This is a genomic window from Oceanobacillus arenosus (assembly GCF_003369575.1).
Classification (GTDB): Bacteria; Bacillota; Bacilli; order Bacillales; family Amphibacillaceae; genus Oceanobacillus; species Oceanobacillus arenosus.
In genome coordinates this window covers 26,929-49,134 of the sequence record NZ_PIOC01000020.1, presented here as the reverse complement: position 1 = coordinate 49,134, position 22,206 = coordinate 26,929, and the positions used below count along the sequence as shown (strand labels likewise).

The 22,206-nt window shown below is 38.0% G+C and carries 20 protein-coding genes; 12 read left to right on the top strand and 8 right to left on the bottom strand.

Annotated features, from left to right (window positions below):
* Positions 1-13: 13 nt before the first annotated feature.
* The 3 genes from ptsG to CWR48_RS14345 all read left to right on the top strand — a co-directional run bounded on the left by ptsG (position 14) and on the right by CWR48_RS14345 (position 6,023).
* Positions 14-2,044, top strand: a complete 2,031-nt coding sequence (gene ptsG, locus CWR48_RS14355) for a glucose-specific PTS transporter subunit IIBC (RefSeq protein ID WP_115773973.1) — start codon at positions 14-16, stop codon at positions 2,042-2,044.
* 146 nt (positions 2,045-2,190) lie between these two features.
* Complete coding sequence (locus CWR48_RS14350) at positions 2,191-3,798, top strand: M20/M25/M40 family metallo-hydrolase (protein WP_115773971.1); 1,608 nt, start codon at positions 2,191-2,193, stop codon at positions 3,796-3,798.
* 128 nt (positions 3,799-3,926) lie between these two features.
* Positions 3,927-6,023: a bifunctional diguanylate cyclase/phosphodiesterase gene (locus CWR48_RS14345; RefSeq protein ID WP_170140777.1), complete on the top strand. Its 2,097-nt coding sequence runs from the start codon at positions 3,927-3,929 to the stop codon at positions 6,021-6,023.
* Between the two features lie 63 nt (positions 6,024-6,086).
* On the opposite strand, the gene CWR48_RS14340 is transcribed toward CWR48_RS14345, so the two are convergent.
* The 3 genes from CWR48_RS14340 to CWR48_RS14330 form a co-directional block, all read right to left on the bottom strand.
* On the bottom strand, positions 6,087-6,332 hold the full coding sequence (locus CWR48_RS14340; protein ID WP_115773968.1) for a YuzB family protein: 246 nt from the start codon (positions 6,330-6,332) through the stop codon (positions 6,087-6,089).
* A 147-nt stretch (positions 6,333-6,479) separates the two neighbouring features.
* The gene (locus tag CWR48_RS14335; RefSeq protein ID WP_115773967.1) at positions 6,480-8,183 is read right to left on the bottom strand and encodes a putative bifunctional diguanylate cyclase/phosphodiesterase; all 1,704 of its coding nucleotides are present in this window, start codon (positions 8,181-8,183) and stop codon (positions 6,480-6,482) included.
* Between the two features lie 109 nt (positions 8,184-8,292).
* Positions 8,293-9,546: a DNA polymerase IV gene (locus CWR48_RS14330; RefSeq protein WP_115773965.1), complete on the bottom strand. Its 1,254-nt coding sequence runs from the start codon at positions 9,544-9,546 to the stop codon at positions 8,293-8,295.
* A 201-nt stretch (positions 9,547-9,747) separates the two neighbouring features.
* Between CWR48_RS14330 and CWR48_RS14325 the strand changes: the two genes are divergently transcribed.
* The gene (locus CWR48_RS14325) at positions 9,748-10,605 is read left to right on the top strand and encodes an EAL domain-containing protein (protein ID WP_115773963.1); all 858 of its coding nucleotides are present in this window, start codon (positions 9,748-9,750) and stop codon (positions 10,603-10,605) included.
* 75 nt (positions 10,606-10,680) lie between these two features.
* Here the strand turns inward: CWR48_RS14325 and CWR48_RS14320 are convergent, their stop codons facing one another.
* Positions 10,681-11,634: a GGDEF domain-containing protein gene (locus CWR48_RS14320; RefSeq protein WP_115773962.1), complete on the bottom strand. Its 954-nt coding sequence runs from the start codon at positions 11,632-11,634 to the stop codon at positions 10,681-10,683.
* A gap of 406 nt (positions 11,635-12,040) precedes the next feature.
* Between CWR48_RS14320 and CWR48_RS14315 the strand changes: the two genes are divergently transcribed.
* From CWR48_RS14315 to CWR48_RS14300, 4 genes are all read left to right on the top strand, one after another.
* Entirely contained in the window at positions 12,041-12,421 is a 381-nt protein-coding gene (locus tag CWR48_RS14315; protein WP_115773960.1) for a VOC family protein, read from the top strand.
* Positions 12,422-12,472: 51 nt separating this feature from the next.
* Positions 12,473-12,835, top strand: a complete 363-nt coding sequence (locus CWR48_RS14310; protein WP_115773957.1) for a DUF1801 domain-containing protein — start codon at positions 12,473-12,475, stop codon at positions 12,833-12,835.
* Between the two features lie 66 nt (positions 12,836-12,901).
* Positions 12,902-13,177 (top strand): hypothetical protein, encoded by a 276-nt coding sequence (locus tag CWR48_RS14305; RefSeq protein WP_115773956.1) that lies wholly within the window; start codon positions 12,902-12,904, stop codon positions 13,175-13,177.
* 155 nt (positions 13,178-13,332) lie between these two features.
* Positions 13,333-13,512, top strand: a complete 180-nt coding sequence (locus CWR48_RS14300) for a hypothetical protein (RefSeq protein WP_115773954.1) — start codon at positions 13,333-13,335, stop codon at positions 13,510-13,512.
* A 250-nt stretch (positions 13,513-13,762) separates the two neighbouring features.
* Here CWR48_RS14300 and CWR48_RS14295 read toward each other — a convergent pair whose 3' ends face one another.
* Complete coding sequence (locus CWR48_RS14295; protein ID WP_115773953.1) at positions 13,763-14,197, bottom strand: S1 domain-containing RNA-binding protein; 435 nt, start codon at positions 14,195-14,197, stop codon at positions 13,763-13,765.
* 215 nt (positions 14,198-14,412) lie between these two features.
* Here CWR48_RS14295 and CWR48_RS14290 point away from each other — a divergent pair, with 215 nt between their 5' ends.
* The 3 genes from CWR48_RS14290 (at position 14,413) to CWR48_RS14280 (ending at position 18,122) form a co-directional block, all read left to right on the top strand.
* Positions 14,413-15,591 (top strand): aminotransferase class I/II-fold pyridoxal phosphate-dependent enzyme, encoded by a 1,179-nt coding sequence (locus tag CWR48_RS14290; protein WP_115773951.1) that lies wholly within the window; start codon positions 14,413-14,415, stop codon positions 15,589-15,591.
* Positions 15,588-17,225: a thiamine pyrophosphate-binding protein gene (locus CWR48_RS14285; RefSeq protein WP_115773949.1), complete on the top strand. Its 1,638-nt coding sequence runs from the start codon at positions 15,588-15,590 to the stop codon at positions 17,223-17,225. Before CWR48_RS14290 ends, CWR48_RS14285 begins: the two co-directional genes overlap by 4 nt.
* 105 nt (positions 17,226-17,330) lie before the next feature.
* Positions 17,331-18,122, top strand: coding sequence for an SDR family NAD(P)-dependent oxidoreductase (locus tag CWR48_RS14280; protein ID WP_115773948.1), 792 nt, complete (start codon positions 17,331-17,333; stop codon positions 18,120-18,122).
* A gap of 516 nt (positions 18,123-18,638) precedes the next feature.
* On the opposite strand, the gene CWR48_RS14275 is transcribed toward CWR48_RS14280, so the two are convergent.
* Positions 18,639-20,120: a DHA2 family efflux MFS transporter permease subunit gene (locus CWR48_RS14275; protein ID WP_115773946.1), complete on the bottom strand. Its 1,482-nt coding sequence runs from the start codon at positions 20,118-20,120 to the stop codon at positions 18,639-18,641.
* A gap of 302 nt (positions 20,121-20,422) precedes the next feature.
* Here CWR48_RS14275 and CWR48_RS14270 point away from each other — a divergent pair, with 302 nt between their 5' ends.
* Entirely contained in the window at positions 20,423-21,304 is an 882-nt protein-coding gene (locus tag CWR48_RS14270; RefSeq protein ID WP_115773944.1) for a TetR/AcrR family transcriptional regulator, read from the top strand.
* 84 nt (positions 21,305-21,388) lie between these two features.
* Here the strand turns inward: CWR48_RS14270 and CWR48_RS14265 are convergent, their stop codons facing one another.
* Positions 21,389-21,562 (bottom strand): YfhD family protein, encoded by a 174-nt coding sequence (locus tag CWR48_RS14265; RefSeq protein ID WP_245976815.1) that lies wholly within the window; start codon positions 21,560-21,562, stop codon positions 21,389-21,391.
* A gap of 56 nt (positions 21,563-21,618) precedes the next feature.
* Positions 21,619-22,026 (bottom strand): SLAP domain-containing protein, encoded by a 408-nt coding sequence (locus tag CWR48_RS14260; protein ID WP_115773940.1) that lies wholly within the window; start codon positions 22,024-22,026, stop codon positions 21,619-21,621.
* Between the last annotated feature and the right edge of the window lie 180 nt (positions 22,027-22,206).

Below are 22,206 nucleotides of genomic sequence, written 5' to 3'. Positions count from 1 at the left end.
GAGGTTCTTCACGATGTGGAAGAGATTTTTTGGGGTTTTACAAAAATTAGGTAAAGCATTAATGCTTCCTGTCGCCATGTTGCCTGCAGCTGGTTTACTTTTAGGATTAGGAAATGCTGCACAACAAGATGCGATGCTGCAACTTCTCCCATTTCTTGAGGCAGATTGGCTTCAATTAGTTGCTCGAGTAATGGAAGACGCTGGAAACATTATTTTTAGTAATTTAGCACTCATCTTTGCGGTTGGTGTTGCGATTGGACTAGCAGGTGATGGTGCAGCCGCACTTGCTGCATTGGTTGGTTACTTAGTAATGAATCAAGTAATGGGATCATGGTTGGGACTCTCGGCCGATACTGTTGCATCTGATCCTGGATATGCGAGTGTATTAGGAATTCCTACTCTGCAAACAGGTGTATTTGGTGGGATTATCATTGGGTTGATTGCGGCCTATGCCTATAATCGTTTTCATGATATTGAAATGCCATCATTCTTAGGATTCTTTGCAGGGAAGCGATTTGTACCGATTGCGACAGCTGCATTTTCATTTATTGCAGGTCTCTTAATGTTAATTATTTGGCCAACTGTTCAAGATGCTATGAACTCGGCATCCCTTTGGTTAATTGAAGAAGGGACATATTTTGCAGTATTCTTCTTCGGATTTATTAAACGATTATTAATACCATTTGGTTTGCATCATATATTCCATGCGCCATTCTGGTATGAATTTGGCTCTTATACAACGGCAGCAGGTGAGCTTGTTCGCGGGGATATGACTATTTTCTTCGCACAGCTTAAAGATGGGGTAGAAATAACAGCTGGTAATTTCATGGCTGGCGAATTCCCAATCATGATGTTCGGGCTTCCGGCGGCGGCACTAGCAATGTATCACACTGCACGACCAGAAAGGAAAAAACTGGTTGCAGGTTTACTTGGTTCGGGTGCGTTGACTTCCTTCTTAACAGGGATTACCGAACCGCTTGAATTCTCATTTATGTTTGTATCACCCATTTTATTCTTTATTCATGCGGTGCTTGATGGATTATCCTTTGTACTCATGACGTTCCTTAGTGTTAATATAGGGTACACATTCTCAGGTGGTGGAATTGACTTCCTATTATTTGGAATATTACCAGGTCAAGAACCATGGTGGCTTGCAATTATTGCCGGACTCGTATTTGGAGTCATTTATTATGTTATTTTCCGTTTCATGATTCAGAAGTTCAATCTTATGACACCAGGTCGTGAAGTAGATACGGATGATGAAGATAATGAAGGTGTAGCTATCGATCAAAATAGCTTACCAGCTCAAGTATTAGAAGCGATGGGTGGACAAGAAAATATTGCTCATTTAGATGCATGTATTACGAGACTTCGTGTGTCTGTTAATAGTCAAAGTGATGTGGATAAAGCACGTCTGAAAAAACTAGGTGCTTCTGGAGTATTAGAGGTTGGAGATAATATCCAAGCTATCTTTGGACCACGTTCAGAGATTATTAAGAGTCAAATGCAAGATATTATGGCAGGAAAGACGCCACGTAAAGTAGAAAAGAAACTTGAAAAAACAGAGAAACCTTTGAATGCTTCAGTAAGAGAAGAGGTTTTTGTTTCTCCGGTTACAGGTGAAATCAAACCAATCAGTGAGGTTCCAGATCCTGTATTCTCAGGGAAAATGATGGGTGACGGTTTTGCAATTGCCCCTACACATGGTACGATTGTGTCACCAGTAGATGGAAAAATAGTAAATCTATTCCCAACAAAACACGCAATTGGCATTGAGTCAGATGCAGGCAGAGAAATATTGATTCACGTAGGAATTGATACGGTTAAATTAGAAGGTAAAGGCTTTGAAGCACTTGTTGTACAAGATGACAGGGTAGTAAAAGGTCAACCAATATTGAATGTTGATTTAGATTATGTGAAAGAACATGCACCATCGATCATAACACCAATTGTTTTTACGAATTTACAAGAAGGTGAAACGGTCAACTTAACGAAACAAGGTACCGTAGAAATTGGCGATGAAGGGATTATCAAGATTCAATAATCGTTTCCCGTTATGCTTTTGAAGCATAACGGGTTTTATATTTGCTTAAATAAGCAGCACATATATTTACATTAAGAGTCGCATGTGTGATAATTTTCAGTAAACGAAGATGATCTACTTTCTTCTTATATCATAGGGGGATTTATATGATAGATACGAGATGGCAATCACCAGAAGGGCTAAGAGATTTATTAAATGAATTGGTCAGCTGGAAAAGCATGACATTATCTGAGGGAGAACGAGAATTTCCTGTGAAATTGCAAGCAAAATTACAGGATTTAGCTTATTTCGGGCAGTTTCCGAATCAATTAGAACTCCATGATGCCGACCAACGAAGAAAGTTTCTAACTGCATTATACAAGCATCCTGATGCAACGAAAACGATTTGTTTGATTAGTCATTTTGATACGGTGAATACAGAGGAATATGGTGATTATGAACCGTTAGCAACCCAGCCAGAGGAATTAACGAAAATTTGGAAAGACAATCAAGATGAGTTCGCGGAAGAAGTTCGGAATGATTTACAATCTGGAGAGTATTTATTTGGCCGTGGGACAATGGATATGAAGATGGGGCTAGTCTTACATATGCGCTTGATTGAAAAAGCAAGTATCGAAAAGTGGCCGATCAATCTATTATTATTAACCGTCCCGGATGAAGAGGTTAACTCCGCTGGCATGCGTGCTGCTGTTCCTGCTTTATTAGCATTACAAGATAAGTATCTGCTTAGCTATACATTATTTTTAAATAGTGAGCCTGTGTTTACGCAAGAGCCAAAGGACGATACTCATTATCTCTATACAGGAACAATTGGCAAGCTACTTGCGGCAGCACTATTTTATGGAAAGGAAACCCATGCGGGAGAGCCGCTTAGTGGATTAACATCACCGTATATTGCCTCTTACTTAACGAGGGAGATGGAATGGAATGATGCTTTTCAAGAAACGCTATTAGGTGAGACGACACCATTACCAGTAACATTGCAGCAAACCGATTTGCGACTGGAATACTCGACACAGACACCATATCGCTCTTCTGCACTTTATAACATCTTTACATTTAAACGTAGTGCAGCGGATGTGTTTAATATTTATGAAAACGTTGCCAATAGGGCGGCACAGAAATGCAATGAGGACTATCAGCGTCACTGCAGGAAAAATCATGTCGAACCGATCGGGAATGTAAAGGTGATTCGTTATAAGCAATTACTGGATTATGCAACAAACAAGCTAGGTAAATCACTAATTGAAGAAATAAAAGCGGATATCGCATTTCAAGAGGGGTGGGATGAGCGGGAGAAGTCGCTGCGAATTGCAGATAAGCTTATGATTTATTGCCAGGAGCTAGCACCAGCAATTATTATTTTATTTGCACCACCATATTATCCAGCGGTGAGTTCAACTGGGAATGCGCTTGTTGAAGCATGCACTGATTTTGTAAAGCAAAGAGCGCTAGCGGAATTTAACCTGCCAATTAATCGCATTCACTTTTTCAATGGACTATGTGACCTTAGTTATGTTAATTATCAAGGTACAAGCGCTGGATGGGCGACGTATGAAGAGAATACACCGGTTTGGGGGGACAGTTACTCCATTCCCTTTGCCGAGATGCAGGAGCTTGGTGCCCCTGTCCTAAATATTGGCCCATTTGGCAAGGATGCACATAAACGGACTGAACGTCTTCATATTCGTAATGCATTTGAAATCATTCCATCGATCTTAGATGAGATGATACAGATGATTTGGCAGCATTAAATGTAAATGATTATTAACTGGACAGAAAATTTTCTCACTTTTATACTATTGATATAGGAATTTAGTATTATCGGAAATAAATCATTATTAGTATATTTTCCTAGTTGATGTTTAATGAGGGGGAAAGTATGATGTGTTCAAATGAGAAACCTAAAGAAAATCATGGAGCAACATTATGCAGGGATGTTGATTTATTTTATCAGACATTGTTTGAGTATAATCCAGACATGGTATTCTTTCTCGATTGGGAAGGAATAATTGCTAAAGCGAATAATATCACCTTGGAAAATCTAAAGTATACTGCGGAGGAGCTTGTATTACAACCAGTTGAGAACTTTGTCCCAAGCTATGAAATTGATAAATATAAGGATGCCCTGCGACAAGCACTATCCGGTAGTTTGGCAAATATTGATACAGCGTTTGTTCGTAGCGATGGAGAAATATTGAATATTTATTTATCGATGATGCCAGCACTGAATGATGGTAGAGTTGTTGGTGTCTTCGCAATTGCACAGGATGTAACGGAGCAGCGAAAAATAGAGAAGGAATATCTGGAAACGGAACTGAAATTTAGAAGTATCGTTGAACAAGCACTATTCGGCTTCTTTATCATTCAAGATGAAAAAATCATTTATACTAATGCATACTTTCGTGAGCTTATGGCGATTGACGAACCACTCGATGATAAAAATTTATGGGAATTGCTGCATGACGATAATAAAAGCAAGCTGAAATCAATGATTGATCGACTAGTTGCAGGTAGAGAAGCAATGACACAATACTTACAACTGCACGATGCTGATGGAAATAAAATCGATGTGGAAGTACATGCAATGCGGCTCATATACCAAAATGAGTGGACGATCATTGGAACCGTTCATGATGTGACGGAACAGAAACGGACAGAAGCATTAAATGAATTTATCACCTACCACGACTATTTAACAGGCCTGCCGAATCGACGGGCATTTGATAAAAAGCTAGAAGCTGAATTAGATGAACGGAAAGATTCCAATCAGCAAGTAGCAATTCTCTACCTTGATTTAGATCGATTTAAATATATTAATGATTCACTAGGACATGTGCTTGGTGATGCATTTATTAAACAGGTCTCGATAAGAATTCAGCAATCTCTTAAAGCACATCAGTATATTGCACGGATGAATGCTGGCGATGAATTTGCAATTTTATTGCTTACCCCTGGTGACGAACAAGAAGCAGTGGAGCAATCCAAGCAAATTTTAAAAGCATTACAAAAACCGTTTGTCATTGATAGATATCAATTGACAATTACAACTAGCATTGGGATTAGCATCTTTCCTACTGATGCGGAGGATGCGGAGACGATGATGATGCATGCACATACAGCGCTTCATGATGCGAAAGAAAGTGGGAAAAATACATTTCGATTCTACTCCTCGGCGATGCATCCCGCTGCATATGATACCCTTGTATTGGAAAATGATTTAAGAAACGCGATTAATCTGGACCAGTTAGAGTTATTCTTCCAGCCAAAGGTAAATTCGGATAGGAATGAAATTGTTGGAGTCGAAGCTTTAATTCGTTGGAATCATCCAGAAAGGGGTCTCCTATTACCAGGTGTTTTTATTCCTTTGGCAGAAGAAACAGGGCTTATTACGGAAATAGAAAAATGGGTAGAATTCACTGCTTGTAAACAAAATAAAGCATGGCAGGATGCTGGATTACGGGCAATCCCTATTTCCGTTAATTTGACTGCAGATCGGATTTTAGGAAGTGATATGGTACAAAACATTAGGCAGGTACTGAAAGAAACGAAACTTAATCCAAGCTACTTAGAAATTGAATTTACGGAGTCTACCTTATTAAAGAGCGAACATGGGGTAATTGCCATTCTTGATGAGCTAAGAAGCCTAGGGGTGCGAATCTCCCTCGATGACTTTGGAACGGGATATTCATCCTTATCCTATTTAAATCGGTTTAGAGGAAGGATTGATACATTGAAATTGGATCGTTCCTTCATTAGTGAGTTAAGTTTTGCAGATGAAGCGGAATCCAATTTTATTACGAAAGTGATTATCGAGCTTGCGCAACATTTAAAGATGTCCGTTGTTGCGGAAGGGGTAGAAACGGAGGAGCAGCTCCAGGTTTTAAAGGATTATAATTGTGAGACAATCCAAGGATTTCTTTATTCAAAACCTATTCCAGCAGAGGACTTTGCAGTACTATTAGAAAAAGGAAAATAGCCAATCATTAATAAAAGCTGGCATTTCTCTTTTGATGAGTGATACCAGCTTTATATATAAATGTTAATACAAGTTATCAAGCTCTTGTAATTCTTCCTCAACGGCTACTTTTATTTTGGAAATGCAGTCATCAATGGTTTTACCAAATACTCGTTTTCCATTTACCATGGCATACGGGCCCATACTGCACATCCCACAATAATTCATACAATCATAACTCATAACAGCAATATCAGGACGATTAAAGATTTCCTCAAGCTTCATTGCCGAAAGTAAATTATAGTCACATACTTCGATTATTATACCCATATAAAACACGCTTTCTTATTCGATATATCTCTAGCTTACATGAATATAATACTTAAAACAAATAGTTGAACTTAAGCAAGTAAAGTAAAATTACTTTTAGTAGGTACAACTGGGGTCTATCCCGAATTAACGCTGTAAGACCCCTACTTAATGAAGTTTCACTTTATGGTAAAGTCGTTGAATTTCCTTACTATCCACCGGCTTGCTGAAATAATAGCCTTGCCCTTCATGGCATTTTTGTTGTTTTAAATAGTCCAGCTGTTGTTTATTTTCGATGCCTTCTGCAATAACGCGGAATCGTAAGTTTTTACCCATATTAATAATCGTGTTGACGATAATCTCACCATCTGCATCTAAATCATCGATAAATGATTTATCAATTTTCAACGTGTCGATTGGTAGTTGCTTTAAGTAGCTTAACGATGAATAACCCGTACCGAAGTCATCAATGGATACTTTTACACCTAGTCCTTGTAATGCTTCTAACGTTTTTGCAGAATCTTTTATTTCTAGAATGGTTCCTTCTGTAACTTCTATTTCTAAGTAGGATGCATCTAATTGCGTCTCGTTTAGAATCTCTTGTAAATCATCGATAAAATTCGTTTCTCTAAATTGAATAGGGGAGACATTTACTGATATTTTTTGTAAGAGTGTTCCACTTTCCAGCCACTGCTTCATTTGATTGCAGACAGTCCATAATATCCATTTGCCAACGATTACAATGTCTCCTGTTTTTTCTAGAATCGGAATAAATTCACCTGGAGAAACCAGGCCAAATGTTTGATTGGACCAGCGTAATAAGGATTCGACACCAACAATTTGGTTATTCTTTAAATTAATAAGCGGCTGGTATACGAGATGAAACTCGTTCTTTTTTAATGCATCTTTAATTTCTAGTTCGATATTAAACAGCCGATCCATTTTTATCTTTTGTTCCGGTGTACTGATACAATAATTATTGCCGCCTTGTTTTTTTGCAAGCAGCATTGCCGTATCCGCCTTTTTAATTAACGATTCGATAAAGCTGGTAGAGTCAAGCACGACCTTCGTATTCGTTTCTCTAGAAATACCGATGCTAAGATGAATCGAAAGCTGTTTATCTAAAAGCTGGATTGGCACGCTAACCTGTTGTAATATCTTTTTAGCTAAATCAATGATTGCTTCATCAGACTGATTGTTTTCCAATATAATAATGAATTCATCGCCACCCTGTCTGATGAGTACATCAGATTCACCAAGGCATTGCTGTAATCGTTTGGCGATTTCTTGTAAGACATAATCCCCGTTTGCATGGCCAAAGTTATCATTAATATATTTAAATCGATCAAGATCTAGAAAAAGCACAGTCATGATCTTATCAGCATCTATCTTATGTTCCACTGCCCACTTACTTAAATAATTTCGATTCGATAAGCGGGTTAGCGTATCATTGTATGCCATCGATTCGATGTAGGTCTCATATTGCTTCCGAGTTGTAATATTATGTAGGATGGCGATATATTGGTGTGGACTACCATTACCATTTAGAAATGGTACCATTGTCGTGTCTACCCAATAATCGCTTCCATCTTTTGTAATTCCATGCAATTCTCCGTGCCAAACATTTCCTTTACGGAGTATCCTCTCCAAATCATTAAAAAACGTTTCTGGATAGTATGCAGCGATAATGAAACGATAATTACTGCCAATTAATTCATCACGGTTATACTTGGAGATTTCACAAAACTTGTCATTTACAGTTTGGATATTGCCATTATCATCTATCGTGATGACGATGGATGATACATTTAATGCATATTCAGTATTTTTTAGTTGTTGCTCTATTTCGTCAACGCTTACTGTGTTGTTCATCTAATTTACCTCTCTCTTCACCAACAACTGTATCAGTACTATTTTACTAGAAGATTTTCTTCTAGTCTATGGTATGTTTTAAGTAGGTGAAATTTCAAGCAGAGAGGGGCTATGCATAATGTCCGCCAATTTTCTTACTTCGATCCAGTGTAATTCCAGCATCTGTATAGCTAGAAGCACGTAGGATTGCGGTTGTACCAAACCGATCGCGAATCGAATCCATGACATAGCCGATGTCGGTTTTTTTTGCACGATCTTCGAAAAGACCTAACTGTATTTCTCCTTTTTCAGAAAGATTGTCTAAGGTGACATAGACATGGCGTATCATACTTTTTCCATCGTAAAATTCGTTAAATAATTGCATGCAAACATGATAAATATCCATCGTCACATTAGTTGGAATTGCAATCGACCTTGAACGGGAGAATCCCCCACCACCTGTTACCTTTGAGTAAGAGATACCAAGATGAATGGTTTTTCCCACCTGATTCGCCGTTCGTGTTCTGCGGCAAACCTCTTCACAAAGGTCGAGAATGCAAGTTGGCACTTCTTCCTTGGAGTAATCACGTAGTAAGGCGATCCCGTGACCAAAACCTTTTTGCTCTGATTTTGTAAAATTACCGAAAACAGGGCTTAAATCAATTCCCCAAGCATGCCAATACAATTGCTCACCCATAATTCCAAAGCGCTTTTTAAGGTGTTCTAAGCTATAGTTGGCGAGCTGACCGAGCGTGATGATGCCCATTCGATTCAGATTCTGTTTCATCCTGCTACCAATTCCCCAGATTGCTTCTACAGGGAATGGCCAAAGTTTTCCTTCGACATCCTCATATTTGCATTCGGCGATCCCTTGCTTTTTTCCGTGGAGATCCATGACGACTTTTGCAAGAAATTTATTGTCGCCAATCCCAATAGCCGCAGTAATCCCAAAGCTGTCCATGACATCTTGCTTGATTTTCCTAGCTATTTCCCAGCGATCGCCAAAGAGTTTCTCTAATCCGTTTACGGTTACCCAAATTTCATCGACGGAATAGGGATGAATTGCTTCTTTTGGAGCGTAGTTATTCATTAATTTCGTAATTTCTAATGAGACTCGCAAATAATCTGCCATATGTGCAGGCACAATATGGATTTCTGGGTCATCAGGTAATTCGAAAAAGCGACTAACATTGCTAATGCCATACTTTTTCTTCAAGGCAGGGGATGCCGCAAGCACAATACTGCCTGAACGATTTGGATCTCCGACAACCGCAAGCATTGTTTTCATTGGATCGAGTCCTAATTTAACAGCTTCAATGCTTGCATAGAAGGAACGCATATCAATACAAAGCACATCATTACGTGGATAAGTAGAATAATCCATATGATTCACCACCAATAGGAACGTTTGTTCTTATTATATGCAGTTTTATAAAAAATATCAATGGAACTTTTTTCTAGGCAGCGAAGATATAGAGGCTGAATCACAACTTTACAAATAATTTACAATTATAGTGGATGTGGCTTAATAATTAAGCTTTATAATAAGAAAAAGGAATCTTGAAAATTATTATTAAAAGGTGAAATGATGTCTCAAAATAGCACGCTTAATTTTATACGTTTTTTAAAATCAAATTGGAATTCGATTTATCAAGAATTCAAGAAAAGTGAAGAAGTACAACGATTATTGACATCTGAGAAGGTTACGACGGTATTTCAACCAATTGTTTCGATACAGGATGGCTCAACCGTTGGCTTTGAGGTGTTGAATCGACCAGAGAATACGCGCTATTTTCCGACAACAGATACATTTTATGATTATGTTGCCAGCAGCAATTATGTATTTCAGGTGGAAAGGTATATCCGCGATATTGCGTTTGAAAGATACAAGGAGCAGGTTGATGCTAATCTGGAATATAGCAGTCAATTAATATTCCTAAATATACAACCGCAAGTGTTGGCAGATCCTAATTATCAAAGTGGGATCACGTTAGAACTATTAACAAAGCATAATCTTTCCCCTGATCAAATCGTATTAGAAATTACGGAGAAGGAAGCGATTGTAAATTATAATCAGTTTGAAAGAGTGATTGAGCATTACCGTGAACAAGGATTTAGAATTGCAGTGGACGATGCTGGTACAGGCTACAACAGTCTGCAAACACTGATCCATTTAAAGCCTGAATTTATAAAAATTGATCGATCGCTTATTCGGCAGATTGAGAGCCATCCGGAAAAGCGGGATATTGTAGAACTATTAGTAGAATTCGCTTGGAAAACAGATACAAAGGTAATCGCAGAAGGAATCGAGAGTAATTCAGAATTAACAAGTATTAAGCAATTGGGTATACATATGGGACAGGGTTATGCATTAGGAAAGCCGAAGCCTAATTTAATAAAGGGAACCTTGCCATTAGTGCGTCAGGGTTATCTACCAGTTTAGCTAGTAGTTATGAGGTTACCAGCATAGAAAAATGGGGCGGAAGGCGCCCCATTTTTTTATGCCTATCTATTTATTCTATTCTCCGAGCGTTACATAGACACTCCCATTTCTTGCCTTACAAACTTTTTTCACATTTGCCGCAAGTTTGCTTAAATCTTCCACTGTTTGGATCGAAATATTTCGGTTTTGTATGACTGCAATCGATAAACTTACTAAAGGAATATTCTCAATTACACCATTTCTATTAGCGGTTCGAACATAGCCATTTCGTAAATCTTCTTCTGAATAAAAGCGTAATACTGCCTCATCAAAACGAGATATAATTAAATTACATAGATCTTCATGATGGTAGTGAGGAATAACGGCAATAAAATCATCGCCACCAATATGCCCCACAAATGAAGGATCATCTGGGGTGGACATAATGGTGTGGTTAATGATATTCGCTGTTTCTTTAATTAAATTATCGCCCTCTTTAAATCCATATGTATCGTTAAATGCCTTAAAGGAATCAATGTCAATATAGAACACCGTGTATTCTTGAAACGATAAATACTCCTGTAATTTTACGTCGATCATGTGGTTCCCTGGTAAACCGCTGAGTGGATTCGAGTAGCGGGCAATATTAATTTGCAACTCGGAGAGCTTCATGATTAATTCACGAATGCTAACAACGCCAAATAAACGCCCTTGCTGGAGAACGATGATATGGTCGTAAAGATTTCCCTGTTTGCGATTCATCGCAAGTGAACTGACCTCAGATAGCGAGGTAGAGTAGTCAACCGTAAATAATTCCTGGTTCATGACAAGGTCAATCGATCGTTTCATAAAAAGATCAAATCCATATTTAATTGATATTTTTTGAAAGAAATTTGTTCTCATGACAAGACCAATTGGTTGATCATTCGTACAAACTAAGATGCCTTCTAATGATGGACGATTTTCAAATATTGCATAAACCTCCTCACATTTTATAGAAGGCGCAACGATTGTTACTTTCCTAGCAATTTCCCCAATAATCTTGTTCATTCACAATCCACTCCATATATTAACGCGTCTAGCACTTGATAAATCTAGGTTTCTATTCATGAAAGTAAATCCAATATCGTATCAATTCATCCCGATTGCTACTCTGTAGCCTCTAAATATTAGTATAACAGAATAGGACATTTGTCCCAATAATTAACTATAGAAATACCTCCGAAATAAACTTAGTCGGAGACGAATTCCAATTTGAAGTTAAATCAATTTGCACTTAAACTGTTTGTTAGATAGTTCCTATTATCTATTTTACAATAAAAATAACAATTATTTGTAAATTTGCTGTAAATATAACATATTTTTTACAAAGCATCCTTTATTATGGCAAAGTGTAATGGATTGTGTAATAGTAGGAAGTATCAATAATAAATAGAGTAGGAATGGGGACAAGTGGATGATTAATCAAGTAGGTCAGATTATGTTGTATGTAAATGATCAAGATGTGATACTAAAATTTTGGACAGAAAAATTAGGGTTTACGATCATTTCTGAGCAAGATAATGGACAAGGGATGAGATGGATTGAAATTGCTCCATCAAAAGAAGCAGGGACAAGCATCGTTCTGCAAAATAAGAAATTAGTGGCTGAAATGGAGCCAACCTTGAATCTAGGCACACCTTCATTAATCTTTTACACGGATGATCTTGAAGCATTGTATCAAGATTATAAGGAGAAAGATATTACATTAGGGGAAATGGTCGTGATGCCAGGAGGTAAAGTGTTTAACTTCGCAGATCCGGAAGCAAATTATTTTGCAGTCATGGAAAAAAAGTAAGTGAATAAAGTAACAATGATTTGTTAAAAATATACCTTAGGAGTTTCATAAATGACATTAAACAAAAGCGAAGAAGTTGATCAATTGATTAACACATTACCAGCGGATATTCAAGAAATAACAATCTGTCTGCGTAATCTCATCTTTGCAGCATCTGAAAATCTCACAGAGGAAATCAAGTGGGGAAAGCCATCTTATAGTATGAATGGAAATGTTTGCTATTTGCAACCTTCCAAAAAGCATGTGAATTTAGGGTTTTATTTAGGGACTAATCTAAAGGATGAAGAATCCCTGCTCGAAGGAACAGGGAAAAAGATGCGTCATATTCGAATCACGAAATTAGAAGAAATTCAAACAGAAAAGTTCAACGTATTGATTCAAAATGCTATCGCACAGAATACTTCAATTATATGATACATATTAAGAAAAGAGGGTGGAACAATAAAATTATCAGGATTTAGAGATAATGGAGGATACAATATGGCACATGATAATCTACATTCAAAACTACAACAGGCTAGTCAATTAATCGATGAGGCGAAAGATAATGTTCGTTTGGCCCAAGGGTCAGATTTAGGACTGCTCCAGCAAGCAGAACAGCAATTACAACAAGTTGAACAGCACTTGCAGGATGTGAAGAACGAATCTGGCAGTGAAGCTACGAATAATCCACAATTCCAACAAGCATATGAACAACTACATGATACACGTCAACAAGTACAGGAAGCACAGCAAAATAATAATGAAGTATTATAAGCGTACGTACAAAATTCCCCATTTCGATTGTTGAAGTGGGGTTTTGTATGTCTGCATCCTATTAAAATCTGGAAGGCACCGTAAAAATAATAGCTTTCTCCCCATGGCTTGTAATATAATAGAGGATAATCTATATCGTAGAGGAGCACACATGAATGTCTAACGAAAAGAAATTGACAATGCAGGAAATAATTCAACAACAGCTTGAAAGAAAAAAACAAGCACAGGCAGATCATAATAACCAAAATAAAAAGAACTTAGATAACACAACAAAGCGAATGCAAAGTCAACAAACGAAAAAAGCGAGTGCAACAAGAAGAAAGATGGGTAGCTAGTTTCTTGATAGAAAGTATATACAATCCATTGGCTGAAATAGCAATGTTGATTGCAGTTCGGGAAAATAAATTGTGTTTCTTTAGAGGAAAGACAAAGAATCATATATCCTCTTAAATGATAACCATCGCAACAAACAATAGAAATGGAACTAAAAGTAAAGACCCCAATGCCTCGAAGGCTGGGGTCTTTACTTTTTTATTTGAAATCTCTTGAAAGTAGAGAATATAATATTCCTTAAGAAAAGGATTATTAACCGCGTCTGCCGCCTCTACCGCCTCGTTTTGATTCGGTACTACGTTTGATGATAGATAAGTTTTCCTCGCTATTCTTAAGGAATTTAGCCATTTTATCCTCGAAAGATTCTTTTGGCTTAAAGTTTCCTTTAGAGCGAAAGTCATTGGAGCCTTTATTATCTCTTGGACGAGATGGGCGTTTTGAATATCCTTCAGGTTTGTCAATAGCTTTTTTGATTGAAAGGGATATTTTTCCTTCTTTTTCACCAATTACTTTAACCTCAACTTCGTCGCCTACTTTTAGATGATCATTTACATCCTTTACGTAGCTATCTGCGACTTCACTGATGTGAACAAGACCTGTTTTCCCTTCAGCTAATTCCACGAAAGCTCCAAAATTTGTGATACCAGTTACTTTACCTTTTACTTTACTACCAATTTCAATTGACAAAAAAATTTTCCCCCTCATAAATGATAAAACCAACTTATTATAACAAATATATGAAGGAATATCAATTGATGCGAAAGAGAATTTACTGGAAATTGTACCCTAGTACTTAAAGTTTTCTTAACAATCTGCATTTTACTCATATTAATTATTTAATAATTGTGGTGATCATTGTATAAACATGTAAGGAGAACGATTAGATTGGGGGAGGGACTCACATGCATATTTCCGATAAAGTGAAGCAGATGCCTGCCTATATATTTTCAGAGCTCGATCGAAAAAAAAAGGTATTAAAGGAAAAAGGGATTGATGTGATTGATTTAGGGATTGGTGCACCAGATCTGCCAACACCTTCTTATATTTATGATGCATTAGTAAAAGAAGCTAAGGACCCAGAGAACCATCGTTATTCCAACTATAATGGCTGTCTTGAGTTTAGAATGGCTGTCGCTGATTTTTATAAAAAACAGTATGATGTTGATTTGGATCCTGAAACAGAAATCTTAACACTAATCGGTTCAAAGGAGGGAATCGTACATCTCATTCAAGCGGTGATTAATGAAGGGGACAAGGTACTCGTTCCAAATCCAGGTTACCCTGTCTATCGGATGGGGGTACATTTAGCTGGTGGGGAAAGTGTTGATTTACTATTAGATCAAGATCAGGGTTTTGTGCCGCAATTTCATTTGCTTTCCGAACAACACTTACGGGATGCAAAATTAATGTTTCTAAACTATCCAAGCAATCCAACGACAGCAACAATCGAATTGGCTACGTTTATTGAGGCGGTTTCATTCGCAAAGAAACACCATTTAATTGTTGCACATGACAGTGCATATCACCTTGTGACATTTGGTAATTATCAATCCCCAAGCATCTTACAAGTGCCGAATGCAAAGGAATATGCAGTTGAAATTGGCTCTTTATCAAAAAGCTTTAATATGACAGGATGGCGAATTGGCTATATTGTTGGAAATAAAGCGGTCATTCAAGCGTTGGCAACGTTGAAGAGCAATCTTGATTCCAGTCAATTTCTACCGATCCAAAAAGCGGCGGCAGTGGCACTTCGTAGTGATTTTCAATCGGTCAAAGCAAATAACATGATTATTGGAGCACGAATGGAAAAACTACATGCAGCACTCATTAACATTGGAATGCAATGTGACAAGCCACGCGGAACGATCTTCCTTTGGGCAAAGGTACCATCAGGATTTACGTCCCTTTCATTTACAGAAAAATTACGGAGTGAAGCAGCCATCATTGTAACACCAGGAACGGCCTTCGGCACAGTAGGAGAGGGCTATGTCCGATTCGCCTTAGCTGTAACCATGGAGCGGATCGATGAGACGATAAGACGATTAAATCGATTAGAATTGGGCAAGGAGATTCCATCATGAGCGAAATGACAGCTGCACAAGCTATTGTTGAAATACTCAAAAGAGAAGCAATTCGTAACGTATTTTGCGTTCCAGGGGAAAGTTATTTGCCGTTATTGGATGCGCTCTATAATGAGCAAAGTATTACGGTTATTTCCGCAAGACATGAGGGTGGGGCAGCTTTTATGGCAGAGGGCTATGCAAAAGCCTCATTGAAGCCAGGAATTGTCTTGGCGACAAGGGCAGTTGGAGCGAGTAACCTCTCTATTGCGGTTCACACAGCATTCCAGGATTCTACGCCAATGATTGTATTTCTTGGTCAAGTGAATCAACATTTTAGGGGGAGAGAAGGATTTCAGGAGGTAGATTTAGAAGGTTATTTTCAACCGATTGCGAAATGGGCAGTGGAAGTGAGGCATCCAAAGCGTATTCCAGAAATAGTGGGGCGTGCATTTCGGATTGCACAATCTGGAAGACCAGGTCCAGTTGTTATCTCCCTTCCTGAAGATATTTTGCCAGCTAAAGCGGACATGCAGTTTGGACCGGTAGTGAGCATCCCAAGACCGGCACCATCGGCGAGAGAAGTAGCGAACGTGAAGGAACTACTATTTCGTGCGGCTAAGCCGATCATCATTGCAGGAGGTGGGGTGAAGCAGGCGCAAGCAGAAGAACGCTTGCTAAACTTTGCGGAAAAGCATTCCCTCCCAGTGTTAACGGCTTTCAGAAGGCATGATATATTTCCAAATGATCATCCTTTATACATGGGGCATCTTGGGCTTGGTACACAAAAGGAAGTACTGGAAACGGTGAAAGAAGCAGATCTTATTCTAGCATTAGGTACAAGATTATCGGAAATAACAACCCAAGATTATACGCTTATTACTCCAGATAAAAAACTCATCCATATTGATATCGACTTTGACACAATTGGTAGGGTATATGCTCCAGATGTTGGCATTGTCGCACATATGCAGGAGGCACTCGAGCGCTTGCAAGGAATTGATGGCAATGTAAACTGGAAAGCGTGGGTAGTAGCAAGGCGGCAAAAATATGAATGGGCAAGTAAATTAGAGACCACCGAGCAGAACGTGATAAATAAATCAATCATCGCAATCATTCGAGATAAATTACCAAGCGATGCACTGTTAACAAATGATGCAGGGAATTTCGCTGGTTGGCTCCATTCCTTCTATGCTTTTTATGAAAAGCATACGTATATTGGGCCAACATCTGGTGCGATGGGATATGGGATGCCTGCAGCACTTGGAGCAAAGCTTGCATTTCCGAATAAAACGGTTGTATCACTGTCGGGTGATGGGGGATTCATGATGACGATTCAAGAAATAGAAACAGCTGTCCGTTATCATATCCCGATTATTTGTCTTGTATTTAATAATCAGATGTATGGTACAATCCGGATGCACCAAGAAATGCATTATCCAGGCAGAGTGATTGCAACAGATTTAGGGAGTGTATCATTTAGCGATATGGCACTTGCCATGGGGGCAGAAGCATACAAGGTAGATACAGCAGGATCATTTGAAATTGCCTTTCATCAAGCATTAAAGCGAAACAAAGTGACCGTAATTGAAATTCTTACTGAAAAGGAAACCATCTCTGTTTCTGCAACAATTTCAGAAATAAGAGGAAAATAAATAATAAATTACTAAAAGTTAAACAATCGCGGCATAATTCCTAGATTATTTCAAGGAACCTAGATAGAATGAATAGTAATATCGTCAATTTGTTTGAGGTGGAAAATGAGAAGTTTACGAAATAAAAATATTGTCATCACGGGTGCTTCTTCAGGTATTGGTGAACAGGTTGCAGTAAAAGTAGCGCAACTAGGTGCAAGAGCCATATTAATCGCACGATCGGAAGAAAAGTTAACTAAAATTGCCGAACAAATCAATCAGCAAGCATCCGTAAATTGTCTTTATTATCCGCTTGATGTAAGTGATATAGAGCAGGTGAAGTTAGTTTTCAATCAGATACTTCATGATGTTGGAAGCATTGATATTTTGCTAAATAATGCTGGATTCGGTATTTTTGAATCATTTGCAGAAGCAAGCTTAGAAGATATGCAGAACATGTTTAATGTCAATGTGCTTGGCGTAATGGCTTGTACAAAGGCAGTGCTGCCAGAAATGCTGAAGCAACATAGCGGTCATATTATCAATATTGCTTCACAAGCAGGGAAACTGGCGACACCGAAATCAAGTGGCTATGCTGCATCAAAGCATGCTGTTTTAGGTTTTACGAATAGTTTAAGAATGGAGCTGAAGGATAACGGTATCGCCGTATCTGCTGTTAATCCAGGTCCGATTGCAACGAACTTCTTCGATCAGGCTGATAGGTCTGGGAATTATGTGAAACGTGTCAAACGGTTCATGCTTCACTCTGAGAGGGTTGCAGATCGGATCATACAACTGATGATTCGTCCGAAGCGGGAGCTGAATTTACCATGGTGGATGAATCTTGGAAGTGTACTCTATTTGTTATTTCCAAGGATTGCGGATAAATTGGTTGGGGGTATATTAGATAAGAAATAAGAAAGGCTGTCTTCTAAAAGAAAATTATTTTTTACGTAATTAATGATATTTCGTAGTCGATATAAAGTGCGGACTAAGTTAGGCGCAAAGTTGATTTCCACTACGGACAGTCGCGCATCCGGAGGGCTCGAGCTGAGCCCCTAGCAAAGAACGCTATGGTCTCAACATCTTCGCTTTTCCCGCAGGAGTCTCCTGTCCTTCGCTACAATCAACGGACTTTAGAGAGGGAATGCTGACTCCTATTTTTAAGAAAATGATAAAAATAACAACTGCATAAACCCCAGCGGAAGAAATACACGGAGACTTCTGCGGGAAGAAGAGCCTAGGTGAGACTACGAAACGCGATAGCGTGAGTAGGCTCACCAGCTCCCCGCGAAAAGCGTAGTGTATTACTGGAGCGACTGGCCTGAGAGCCCTTAAGCACATTAAACCAGTCCACACTTTATATAAATAGCCATAAACAACATGAAAAAAACGAATGGAACCTCATCGTGATGAAGGTTCCATTCGTTTTTGTTATTCTGGCTTGCTATGCCTTGGGTCACTAACGATTACTGATGGTGTTGACCGCTTAATAAAGAAGGCAAGAATAAGCGAGATAACGATAATAAATGTAGAAACAAGGAAGGCGAAATTAATTCCACCAAGCATCGATTCCAATACAATTTGTTGCTGCATTTCTGCTGTGGGTTGACCTGTAACTTCTGCAGTTAATTGTGCAGCAAGGCCAGCTTCACGATTTGACATAATTGTAATTAACAACGCGGTACCAATTGCTCCTGACACTTGGTTTAATGTATTGTTCATCGCTGTCCCATGTGGATAATATTGTGGTGGTAATTGGTTTAATCCATTTGTTGAGACAGGCATCATGACCAATGACATACCGAACATTCTTGCAGCATGTAAGATCATTAAGGTAGTGTAGCTCGTGTCAAACGATAGGTTACTGAAAGAATAAGTTGTTAAAGTTACAACGAGTAATCCTAAAATTGATAGTCCACGACCGCCAAATTTATCAAATAATCTTCCCGTAATCGGCGACATAAAGGCATTGAGAATGGCTCCTGGCAGCATCATCAACCCTGTTTCCATCGGCGATATTCCTAAAATTGTTTGTGCATAGATTGGAATGAGTAGAAACCCAGAGAATAGCGCCATATTCAATACAACAGTAATAATCGATGCTAAACTGAACATCGGATATTTAAAGACATTGAAATTTAACATTGGAACTTTCAACTTAGTCTGGCGGAGAATAAACCAGAGAAGCGAGAGGGCGCCAATAATAATCGTGCCGTATACTGCTGGACTACCCCAGCCCATTGTACCAGCGGAGCTGAATCCATAAAGTAATCCACCAAATCCGATTGTTGATAATACGACAGAAAATAAATCGAAATGGATATCAACTTTATCTTTTTTATCTTTTAATAGGAAAAAGCCGAGAATTAGCACGACTAAAGCGATTGGTGTAATGAGATGGAAAAGCATTCTCCAGTCATAGTGTTCAACAATCCAGCCAGATAATGTTGGTCCTATTGCAGGAGCAAACATTAGAATTAACCCAAAGACTCCCATCGCGGTTCCCCTTTTTGCGACAGGAAAGCTAACAAGCATCACATTCATTAAAAGTGGCATCATGATTGCAGAACCAGAAGCCTGCACCATTCGGCCAACTAATAATATTGGGAAAAAGCCAGCGAAACCAGCAATGATTGTCCCGAGCGTAAATAGTGACATCGCCACTAAAAATAATCGACGAACAGAATATTTTTGAATTAGAAATGCTGTTGTCGGTATTAAGATACCATTTATTAACATATAACTTGTACTTAGCCACTGTACAGTAGCTGTGTCCACACCTAACTCTGCCATAATTGATGGGAGTGCAACATTTAAAAATGTACTATTTAAGAATGTAATAAATGCTCCTATCATTAGGACCGCGAGTATTAAGTACGGTGGCCGCTCATTATTATCTATCGATTGATTCATACGTTCTATCTCCTTCATACGTTTATAGACTATTAGTTCATAATAATATACGTTCATTACAGACAAGGAATATCATATAACATTCGGGCATTCATTTCAATAATAATCGCTTTATAAAAAATAAATTTACAATTGCACTTATGCCGCGGGGAAAATATTAACTTCCTATCTGTCTAGTGATAGATGATAACAATTCGTTTATATTAATTGTAACAAACATTAAGTGATGGGTATTTGTATAAATTGTGTTTATATTGTACGATTGTTTTAAAATAAATGTGAATTTAATTAAAGGTGATGGAATGAACGATAAAAAGCAGAATGTTGTTAAAGTGGCACACCAATTATTTATCGAAAAAGGATTCCAGTCCACATCGATCCAAGATATTCTAGATGTTAGCGGAATTGCTAAGGGTACGTTTTATAATTACTTTTCATCTAAAAACGAGCTATTCATTACGCTTTTTAAAACAATTCTTAAAGAGGTAGAAACGAATCGGAATGAGTTACTAATTGGCGAAGATCCTGCTAATATTGAAATATTTATTAAACAAATTGAATTGCAGATGAAATTGAATCAAGTAAATAAGTTAGTTCGACTTTATGAAGAAGTAATCTTTTCGAAAGATAAGGATCTTAAACAATTGGTAAATACTTGGCAAACGAAAGAAAGTACTTGGTTATACCATCGATTTGTTGATCTCTTTGGTGCAGATAAAAAAGCGTACTTATTAGATTGCGCAATCATGTTTGCTGCTATATTGCACTATAATATTCGGTATTATTATAGGGTCCATGGTCCCCAGTCAAATATGAATCTTGTCGTTCGTTATTGTGTAGGGCGAATTCGCATGATGGTCAATGAGGTTGCCGAATCACAGGAACAATTACTGAATCCCGAAATTCTTAAAGATTGGATGGATATTAGTGAAAACAAAACACAAGTTTTTCAGGCTGAACTTTATGATATCGTGATGGTATTAAAAAGCGATTTAAGCAATTTGGAACGTCACGTTCAGTATATGGAATTACTTGATTTTATTTTAGATGAATTTCAGCACACATTGAATCCTCGTAAATTCTTAATTGATAGCGCACTTCTTTCTTTAGAAACAGCAGATAATCTTTTTGAAAAAGCCGATATTCAAAGCTTAAGAAAGCTCGTTGAAGTCCATTTAAATTAGAATAATAACCAATCAAATAAACAGGCTAACTCCAATATTTGGAGCTAGCTTATTTATTATCCAGATTAATATAAGCAATTCTTCTTAGCCATTTCTCATCGTTGGTGTAGAATTAATCCCGCGAACAAGCTTTTCAGCATTTTTGCTTTTAATGGAAGCTTCTTTCTCATAGATATCCACCATTTCTTCTGAGAATTCAAGATCAATTCCATCCCTATTGGCTGATGTTAAATCCTTTTCCTTGTCATTTCTATCCATAATGATCACTCCCATAAAGGTTGGTATGGATAGTTTGTGTCAAAAGTAAATTATTATTAAATTGGATTGACGTAATCGGAGTCAATACTAACGAATTCCAAGCTTCCATTTTCCAAGACAGGCTTGCTCCTAAGTGATTCAACTGGAAAAATAAACGTCCAAGGCATGCTTGTTTCCGGTTCTGAAATTACGGAAGGTAGTGTATAGGTATGTACTGCAATTAAATTACTACCTTCAACGTAGCGGAGCTTTTCCTCTTGAAATCTAAATGCTGTTTTTGTTGAATTATGAATGAGCACCATTACTAATAATTCGCCCCTGTGATTAAATGCTTCCCGAATTCTAATAAATTCAATCCTATTGTTAGCGCGTGCTTTTGTTTCTGAATGGGTAAGATTAATCAGCGAACGATCTTTATCAGACAATGCTTTATCCCATGTCGGTTCAAATTGCAGCCTTTGCATGGATGATTTCCTTCTTTCACTTTATTAAGATAAAAAATGAACCAAATCAGAGATTAGGCTCACTTTCATTGATGCTTAGGAAACTTTAAAATTGGATGCTGTGGATAACCTAATTACTGAGAATAGCCTCGTCCAGCTCCAGTGCTAAAGCTGTAGCGAGACTTCCCTCACCTTCGTAAT